Source organism: Pseudarthrobacter ribosi (genome assembly GCF_055412865.1).
This window is the reverse complement of sequence record NZ_JBVAYZ010000043.1, coordinates 1-6,275: the sequence shown is the minus strand read 5'-3', so window position 1 is coordinate 6,275 and position 6,275 is coordinate 1. Positions and strand designations below refer to the sequence as shown.

The window sequence follows — 6,275 nt, the reverse complement described above, 5'->3', positions numbered from 1 at the left end:
GCAGTGGATCCTCCCCTACGGCGGTCGAATCCAACTCAACGGAAAAGCCAAGACGGTCACCGCCAGCTACGCCTGACCGTGGCTGGTAGTGTCCCGGTCAAGGATGGATAGTGGACACGGATCATGAGGCAAGAAATGCCGGATATGGGACGGAGCCCCAGTGCCGTATCAGGACCCGGTCGTCTACGACTTTTCTTAACTCAAGCTGCTTCACCCACTGGGTAGCCGGTAACTCCGCTGGTGCCTGACCTGCGGTGAGTAGTCTGGCAGGATGTGGTGATGTCGTTCACGCTGCGCCAGCCCGCTCTTCCCGACGCACCACAGATTGCCGAACTGCACGTGGCCACTTGGCGGGAGGCATACTCGCATCTGCTCCCTGAGGACTTCTTTACCGAAGAGCACGCCCAGAGCCGTCACCAGATGTAGAATCACATCCTCGGGAATCCGCGCGAGGATCGGCGCATCAGGATCGCGGAAAGCAACGGGAAGATCATAGGCTTCGCGTTCTCCGGCCCCAGCTTCGGACCGGAAGGCCAAGAGCTCCCGCGAGGTCGTCAGTTGTTCAGCATTTACGTGGCGGCAGAGCACTACGGTGCCGGAGTGGGACAGGCCCTGCTGGATGCCACCGTGGGTGATGGTCCCGCCATGCTGTGGGTCGCGAAGGACAATCCCCGGGCGGTGGCGTTCTACCGTCGCAACGGATTCGAATTCGATGGAACGGAGCAGACCGACCCCGGTGCTCTAAAGATTGTCGACGCGCGTATGGTGCGATAGGAAGTCGGCCAGTCGCGTCCGGTCAACGGCCGGATAGCACCGACATTGGGGGGGCACCTCGCTGTTCTGGCATGAACCCCAGTTATCGCGCAGACGGCCATTTAACTCTGCAATATGACCGCCATGTGCCGATGCGAATCACGCGAAAACTCCCAGAGAATGAAGTTTCGTCCCGTAAGACGTTCGCCTTACGGGCACGCCACGAACGTCTTGCGCGACCGAACCCTGTGGGTCCCGGAGCTTTTGGCGTCATTCTGGCACCGCGCATTGGCGCGGGTTTGGTGCCCGCACTCCCAAGGGCTGCACACACATCGGGGCGAGGGCGCGGCTCAAATCAACCAAGCTGGTGCTTGGACCAATGTGGACCAGATCGTTTCTCATCCTTGTGGCAGCAGCAGCGGACTCGACCGTCGCAGGTAGGCCAGCGTTTAGACCAAAGCTGCGGCGATCACTGAGAGAATCGCGAGCAGTCCGACGACGATCACGGGTGCGTTCCACTTGGAGACAACAACCTCATGTGTGGACGTGAGTCCGGCCGATCGGGCGTCCTGCCACGCGGCGACGATGGCATCACGTCCAGTCCTCGTCTCCGGCTGGCTGATGCGTTCGTTGCTCGGGAGCATGCTGAAGGGGCGGCTATTTACGTCTACTCTATTCTGGAATCCGGAGCCGAATGCGGACGGCGGGGTCGGAGCGCCCCAGCTAGCGTATTTTTTACCGGCCGCCCAGATGGCTGTGGTGAACCGGACTTCGATGTCCTTCACGGTCCCGAACGGTATCTGGTGGTCGCGCAAACCATTGATCACCTCAAACCCAGAGCCGTCGATACGCAGACACGGCCGCCACTGGGATGCGTAAACAAACCAGGACAGCAAAACCAGCCAAGGCGCAGCGCGTATTGCGGCATTGAGATCCTCGGCAATCAACAACCACGCCAGCGTGCCGGCAGCGAACAACCACACTCCGGCGGCCACCGGTCGTGCCGATGCCGAGCGGAGCGTTATGGGCGGCCGCACCGTCGCATAACGAACGAATCCGCTGACTATGTCTGGCTGTCCCTTAACCGGGCCTTCGTTTGATGTCTGCAATGGTCCCCCTCCATGCCCGGGCACCCGCCCCGTGAAAGAAACCTATCCTAAGAATCGCCCTGCGCCTCCGATTGTTCGGTTGTCCGTCGGAGTGGGCCAATACCCTTGAAACACGAAGGGGGCCTTTCATGCATGACCCCATCTTTCGGAGACGGCAAGCGGGTGAGCGTCGCCGCGAACCCCCACCTTCCCTAGGAACCGGTGGCGTCCGGGACCATCCAGAAACCTGCAACTGCTCCGGTGCCGGGGCCGGTGGTGGGATAGAACCCTTGGACCTGAACCGGCCCTTCTGCGATGTCGACCTGCACTTTTGTGGCTTTTCCGCAGTTGAGATTCAGTTCAAGTTTTGCCGCCGTCCCGAAGGCCCTCCTGGAAATGTACAGGTACGCGGTCGGGGCACCGACGCAGGCCGCGGTAATTGTGTACGTTCCCTTTGCCAATTCCCTGACCGACTTACGGAACCCGCTTCCACCTAGTCCACCGACACCTTCCAGAACGACGATTTCTGGCCCGGCGCCGAGTAAGGGGTCGAGGTCCTTGAAGTTCCGATTTTCGGCGTTTGCAAGATCAGGGACCGCCGGCAGCGGCGACGGAGGTGCCGGCCGGCGGGTTCTGGAAGGCGCCGAGGTCGGATCTGCGCCGTCATCCGCATATTCGCAACCGGACAGGCCCGTTGTTACCGCACAAGCCGCGGCCAACAATAGCCCGGTCCCACGGAAGCACGGCGTTCTTCCCCCAGGTAATGACATGCCCAGAGCCTACTGGGAGTACGACGTCAATTAGCCGATTTTATCCCGCTGGAACGGCAGCTCTTTTGGGTCGCGTGCTCGGTTTGGCTGGCAGACAAGAAAAACTAGGCGCCGATATAGAGCCGCCCTCAAGGTCTGAGTCGGACCACTGTCGCATGTCGTCTGCCCTCGTCTGCCCCGTTTTTGTTGACTCCGCTATCAAAGTCGTTAGCTGCTGACCGAAACGTCCGGTAAAGGATCCTCCACCGGACGCCGTCGTCCCACGTGGTCGAGTTTCGGATGGTGAGTTAGTGGGACAGCGCTGCTCCGTCGATTCGAGTGCGCCGGAAGGCGGCGCCAGCGGGCATGCGCCCTGCTGAGTTCAAGCGGGCGGCGGCGGAAGCTGAAAGATGAACCGGTCGTCGGGGGACCACGTGTGCTCGTCGTCGCATCGGTAGCCGCGCAGCCACGCTTGACCGTCTACGACGCGAAGATAGAAGCCTTTCGGATACTCGTCGTCCTTGCTAAGCGCTTCGGCGGCCACTGTGAGGCCGCCATCGGGTGCACTCCCCGAAGACATCACCGAGTCGCGAGACGCGACCTGCTCGTTCAGAGCCATGCGCAGATAGGGCGCAGTATCCACCGGGCACAGCAACAAGCCCTTTTGCTGTGCAACCTCGAAGACCTGAGAAAGCGTCGCCCCACTGGGAAGCCCTAGTTCGGCGACCGTACGCTCTGTGACCAGCACGGGACGAGAGGCCTGGTCGTCGAAGATGACATCCTCGATCAGGGTTTCCGCGTGACCGTTGACCAGGATGCCACGCGAACTCAGGCTGTTCATGAGTTGACGTCGGGAAAGCCCTCCTACGCTTACTTCGAGTCGATCGACGCGAGGTCCGTCTGGCATGAGTCTCCTTGAGGCGAGTGTCTGCTACTGGCTGGCGCCCAACTCTACGGGGGCCGGATCGCCGCGCTCAGTGAAGCACAGCCAGCGGGCTGCTCCGCTGCACGCCGGTGCGCCCACAAGCCGATCCTTCATCGGGATAACGGGAGCATCTTGAGATTTGGGCATGAATCCGTACGCAGCCGCGCGTGGGTCTCGACGTCGAAGCGTTCAGCACCGTACAGCAGCTTCTGGCGCTCGATACCTTCGGGGATGAAGCCGGCATTGGTGGCGACCCTGCACGACGCGAGATTGTTGATTCGGTGCCCTAGCTCGAGGCGGAAGAGGCCGTCTTCGAATGCTGCTGCGGCGATCGTCGCGAGGGCTCGCACCGTGTAGCCGCGGCCGCGGGCCGCAGAGGCGAGCCAGTAGTACGTCCAAGCAGTTTCGTGGCGCCGGTCAATGGCTGATAGCCCTACATTGCCTACAGCAGCACCGTCGATCGTGATTGCCCAGTTGCGTCTGGACTCTGTGAACGGAAGTTGGGCGCCGATGTAGTCACGCGCCTGGTCGACTGTGGCTAGGTCCGCACTGCCAAATTGCGTCTTCAGGTCCGGGTTCTGCCGGTATGCATCCCACAGCGCGGGTGCGTCCTCAAGCGTCCAGGGGCGAAGTTCGGCGGTCATAGCTCCTATCGTGCCCGACAAAGTACGGCGGCCATGAATTTGCCCGTAAGCCGGTCCGTATGGGGAACCTGCTGCGGGACGCCTCAAATTCAGAGCGGACTCTGCTGCCACACTCCACCTGAGCAGAAACGAACACCGATAGCCAAGCTGCGGTCAAGGTCGCGTTATCGCGTAGAGCAGCATGTCGCGCCGGGTGTCACCAATCTCCTGGTGGCTGCGGAGCAGGCCCTCCCGCTGGAAACCAGATGCCTCGGCAACGCGACTTGAGCTGCTGTTCCACGGCTCGATGTACAGCTCGATCCGGTGCAGAGTGGGGATGGTCCAAGCGAACGCGGTCAGTGCCTTCAACGCGCTGCTGGCGATCCCGCGGCCCCGGTGCGCGGGGGCAACCGAGTAGCCGATCGTCGCGCGGCCGGCCGGCATGTTCTGAAGCCACAGTCCGGTGGCACCGACGGCGTTGTCGGACTTGGCATCGGCGATGGCGAAGGACAGCCCTTTTCCTTCGGCGAACCGGCCGCGCTGCCGGTGGATCCACTCCAGGGCCTGCTGTTCTGTGGGGAGTGCGGGAAGGCTGCCAATGAGAGGGATGTAAGGATCGTCCCCAAGCTCGAAGGCCAGATGTACGTCGTCATCGGTGAACTCGCGTAAAACGACTGAACCGTAGCTCGGTGGTGTGGTCGGCCAGGACGGTAAGTGCTCAGTCATACGTCGATTATCGTCGTGGTCATCGTTCCGTGCTGCTCAAGATGCACCCGATCATGCCGGACAGAGTGGATTTTCCACCCCCAGCACGTTTCCGGTGAATGATCCCTGACCGGGCCGCTTGTCGACGGTACCGTTGAACCATGTCTCTGCTCGTCCGTCCTTCAGTTGCCCTGCACGCGGCGTGGCTAGAGGCGCACGACGACTGGGGCGACGGCCCCCACGAGGATGGTTTCGGTCTGCTGAAGACCGACGATGTCCGATCGTCAGAAGGATTCCGTTTGTTCGTCGATCGGCTTTTCGCCAAGGAAGCGTCGCTTCGCCAAGGAAGCGTCGCTTGGCGACGACGGGGGCACCTTTCGATGGATCGTCGAGGACGGCGAAGTTCTTGGGGGAATCGCTCTGCGTCACGAATCAGCTCGGGACGTCGACGTGCTGGGGCACGTGGGCTATGGACTCCGGCCGTCCGCCAGAGGCCGCGGCCTCGCAGCTGCGGCACTCCGTGAAATGCTGTGCCTGGCGAAGGCCCGCGGCATGAATCGAGTCCTGCTGGCCTGCTTTGTGGACAACGTTTCCTCCGTGAAGACCATCGAACGCTGCGGAGGCGTTCTAGACCGAATCGTCACGACAGGCCAAGGGGAAGTCGGGCGCTACACGATCAGGCCCGATAGCGTCCAGCGATCCCTCAGCGCACACAAGCACGTCGGACCTTCCTGGATCTCAGCGCCCAAGCACTGAATCCGCGATCTGCTGCGCGGCTTGGTCCGCTGTGATGTGTGTGGTGTCGATGACCTCGGCTTCATTGTGCAGCCAGGTATGAGCTGCTTCGGCGTATGGCTTCAAGTACGCGAAGCGGAACGTCGAGGGGCCGAGGTCTTTGTCGTTCTGTATAGGGTCGCGGAGCGTGGCCTGGTCGGCGTGGAGCACGAAATGCTGGATCGGTATGCCGTGTTCGGTGAGGCCATCGCTGATCTCCCGCCAGTAGCTCTCGACCAAGACAGTCATCGGCATCACGAGTGTGCCGCCGGTGTACTCGAGCACGCTCCGAGCGGTTTCGACATCGAGCCTTCGCCACGGCTCCCAGTGCTGGAAGTTGTCCGTTGCAGGAAGTCCCGGCTTGATGTCCCTGAGGACCTCACCGACCTTCTCAGCGTCGAGGAGGCGCGCGTCGGGCAGCAATTGCTGCACGAGCGCGCTCGTCGTCGTCTTTCCCGCCCCGTGGGTGCCGTTGAGCCAAACAATCATGGACCGAACTCTAGTGCCAAAGAATCTTCCTTCACGGCGTGCCCGTAAGCCGGTCCGTTAGTGGAACCTTGACCGGGACACTACCAGCCACGGTCAGGCGTAGCTGGCGGTGACCGTCTTGGCTTTTCCGTTGAGTTGGATTCGACCGCCGTAGGGGAGGATCCACTGC

The 6,275-nt window shown here is 61.7% G+C and carries 9 protein-coding genes; 3 read left to right on the top strand and 6 right to left on the bottom strand.

The annotated features are described in order from the left end of the window. Window positions 1-279: 279 nt before the first annotated feature. The gene (locus ACZYZ5_RS21400) at window positions 280-426 is read left to right on the top strand and encodes a hypothetical protein (RefSeq protein ID WP_463904380.1); all 147 of its coding nucleotides are present in this window, start codon (window positions 280-282) and stop codon (window positions 424-426) included. A gap of 6 nt (window positions 427-432) precedes the next feature. Beyond that, a complete protein-coding gene (locus ACZYZ5_RS21395; protein WP_463904381.1) occupies window positions 433-774 on the top strand; it encodes a GNAT family N-acetyltransferase in 342 nt (113 codons plus the stop codon). Window positions 775-1,202: 428 nt separating this feature from the next. On the opposite strand, the gene ACZYZ5_RS21390 is transcribed toward ACZYZ5_RS21395, so the two are convergent. The 5 genes from ACZYZ5_RS21390 to ACZYZ5_RS21370 all read right to left on the bottom strand — a co-directional run bounded on the left by ACZYZ5_RS21390 (window position 1,203) and on the right by ACZYZ5_RS21370 (window position 4,864). After that, window positions 1,203-1,862 (bottom strand): hypothetical protein, encoded by a 660-nt coding sequence (locus ACZYZ5_RS21390; protein ID WP_463904379.1) that lies wholly within the window; start codon window positions 1,860-1,862, stop codon window positions 1,203-1,205. Between the two features lie 191 nt (window positions 1,863-2,053). Further along, window positions 2,054-2,563, bottom strand: a complete 510-nt coding sequence (locus ACZYZ5_RS21385) for a hypothetical protein (protein ID WP_463904378.1) — start codon at window positions 2,561-2,563, stop codon at window positions 2,054-2,056. A 409-nt stretch (window positions 2,564-2,972) separates the two neighbouring features. Continuing rightward, window positions 2,973-3,431 (bottom strand): hypothetical protein, encoded by a 459-nt coding sequence (locus ACZYZ5_RS21380; RefSeq protein ID WP_463904377.1) that lies wholly within the window; start codon window positions 3,429-3,431, stop codon window positions 2,973-2,975. Between the two features lie 194 nt (window positions 3,432-3,625). Beyond that, entirely contained in the window at window positions 3,626-4,159 is a 534-nt protein-coding gene (locus ACZYZ5_RS21375; protein ID WP_463904376.1) for a GNAT family N-acetyltransferase, read from the bottom strand. Between the two features lie 153 nt (window positions 4,160-4,312). Further along, entirely contained in the window at window positions 4,313-4,864 is a 552-nt protein-coding gene (locus tag ACZYZ5_RS21370) for a GNAT family N-acetyltransferase (protein WP_463904375.1), read from the bottom strand. A 252-nt stretch (window positions 4,865-5,116) separates the two neighbouring features. Between ACZYZ5_RS21370 and ACZYZ5_RS21365 the strand changes: the two genes are divergently transcribed. Further along, window positions 5,117-5,599 carry a GNAT family N-acetyltransferase gene (locus tag ACZYZ5_RS21365; protein ID WP_463904374.1) on the top strand — a complete coding sequence of 161 codons (483 nt, stop codon included), beginning with the start codon at window positions 5,117-5,119 and terminating at the stop codon, window positions 5,597-5,599. Here the strand turns inward: ACZYZ5_RS21365 and ACZYZ5_RS21360 are convergent. Further along, window positions 5,582-6,106: an AAA family ATPase gene (locus tag ACZYZ5_RS21360; protein ID WP_463904373.1), complete on the bottom strand. Its 525-nt coding sequence runs from the start codon at window positions 6,104-6,106 to the stop codon at window positions 5,582-5,584. The two genes, ACZYZ5_RS21365 and ACZYZ5_RS21360, sit on opposite strands and share 18 nt — an antisense overlap. Window positions 6,107-6,275 lie beyond the last annotated feature (169 nt).